The organism is Streptomyces sp. NPDC001156 (genome assembly GCF_053598275.1).
This window is the reverse complement of the sequence record NZ_JBSFJX010000481.1, coordinates 1-1,988: the sequence shown is the minus strand read 5'-3', so window position 1 is coordinate 1,988 and position 1,988 is coordinate 1. Positions and strand designations below refer to the sequence as shown.

At 71.8% G+C, this 1,988-nt stretch carries 2 protein-coding genes; both read right to left on the bottom strand.

All coding sequences use genetic code 11. The features are described from left to right. Positions 1–164: 164 nt before the first annotated feature. Positions 165–1,205 (bottom strand): M20/M25/M40 family metallo-hydrolase, encoded by a 1,041-nt coding sequence (locus ACWDA7_RS52390; RefSeq protein WP_450615232.1) that lies wholly within the window; start codon positions 1,203–1,205, stop codon positions 165–167. Then, the coding region (locus ACWDA7_RS52385; protein ID WP_450615230.1) for an amidohydrolase family protein at positions 1,202–1,988 on the bottom strand (787 nt) is incomplete at its 5' end. The genes ACWDA7_RS52385 and ACWDA7_RS52390, both read right to left, overlap by 4 nt.

Genomic DNA, 1,988 nt, shown 5'->3' with positions numbered 1-1,988 from the left:
GCCGGGTGCGGCGGCACGAGGGGCGGAGCCCTGGGGCCTGCGCCGGGAGCGCCGGCCTCCGAGCCCATGCCGGACAGTTGCTCAGCCGGTGCCGAGCAGCCGCCCGATGAGCGCCGCCATGAGCGCCGCCCGCTGCGGCATCGCGGACACGTCGGCGTACTCGCCTAGGGCGTGTGCATGGTCCCCGACCGCACCCAGCCCGTCCAAGGTGGGCACCCCGAGCCCGGCGGTGACGTTGCCGTCCGAACCGCCGCCGACCGCCGCTCGCCGCAGGGGGCCAGCCCCAGCGCCTGGGCCTCTTGCGCGGCCGAAGCGAACAGGTGCGCCGAATGGGAGGACTCCAGCGCGTACCGGTTGACGCCCCCGTCCAGTTCCAGGCCGGCGCCGACGGCCACGGGCTCCAGCCGGCATAGGGCGGCGTCCACCCGTTCCAGTTCGGCCGCCGTCCATGCCCGCACGTCCACCTGCACAAAGGCCCGCTCCGGCACCGTGTTCATGGAGGAGCCGCCCGACAGCACGGTCGGGGTCACACTCGTGCCCACGGTCAAGTCGCCCAACGCGGCGATGCGCAGTACCTGGTGGGCGACTTCCACGGTCGCGTTGATGCCCTTGTCCGGTTCCAGTCCCGCGTGCGCCGCCCGCCCGCGGACGTGAAGCCGGTAGGCGCCGATGCCCTTGCGTGCGGTCTTCAGCGCCCCGTTGGCGCTCGGTTCCGGCACCAGCACCGCCCGGCAGCCGCGGGCAGTGTCCTCGATCAGCTCACGCGAGGACGGAGCGCCGAGCTCCTCGTCACTGGTGAGCAGGACCGCGACGCCCTGCGAGAACGGCAGCAGTCGCAAGGCTGCGAACATCTGCACGATGCCGGCCTTCATGTCGAAGACACCGGGGCCACTCGCCCGGTCGCCGTCCACCGCAAACGGCCACCCGGCGAGCGTGCCGGTCGGCCACACCGTGTCGAAGTGGCCGAGCACCAGCACGTCGCCGGTACCCGAACCCGGCCACAGCAGATGGGGCCGGCCCCCCAGCTCCAGTCGCCTGGGCGCCCTTCCCAGCGCCTGCGCGCCGAGTTCCGCGACCAGGTCCGCACACGCATGCAGGGCCGGCAGGTCCGAGGAGAACGACTCCTGCTGAACCAGGGCGGCCAGCTCGGCCCGCATCCGCGGCGTCTGCGAGGCGGCCGCGGCCAGCAGCGAGGCGGGTTTCACCGGGCCACCGCCGCTTTGGCGGCTCGCTCGCCGTGGCCCGCACGCAGCACGCGGCCTCGCCGCTCACCGGTGAATTCCCCGCAGTCCACCACGACTTCCCCGGCCAGCACCACGTACGGAATGCCTGTGGGCTTGACGTCGGGCGCCGTGTAGGTGCCGTCATGGCCGACCTTCTGAGGGTCGAAGACGCACAGGTCGGCAATGGCGCCGGGCCCCACCCAGCCGCGTGCGGCGAGGCCGAACTGGGTGGCACTGGCCGAGGTCGCCTTGCGGAGGGCCTCCGGCCAGTCCACCACTTTCTCTTCGCGCACGTAGCGGCCGAGGAACCGGGGGAAGCAGCCCCAGGTGCGCGGATGATCCAGCCCGGTGGGCATGCCGTTGTCGGAACCGATGCCGATGAGCGGATCGGCCATCATCGTCCGCATGTCCGACTCGGCCATCATGGTCGGCACGATCATCGCGTTCACGTCGGCTGTGATCAGGGAACACAGGGCCTCCCACGCGTCGCCCGCGCCGCTGACCTCCTGAAGAGTCCGGCCGGCGACCGAGGTGTCCCGGTGACGGTTGATCAGCACGTCGGCGGACGTCACCTGGCGCCACAGGCCCGCCGCCATCGCCTGCGCCACATCCTCGGCCCTGGCGCGCAGCCGGGCACGCTCGGCCGCATCGGCCATCCGGGCCAGCAGCGCCTTAGCCTCGATCCACCGACCGATGCCTGTGGATGACGCTTGGGAAAATGAAGAAGTGCCTTGTGACCTGCGATGATGGGAGTTCTTTACGCTT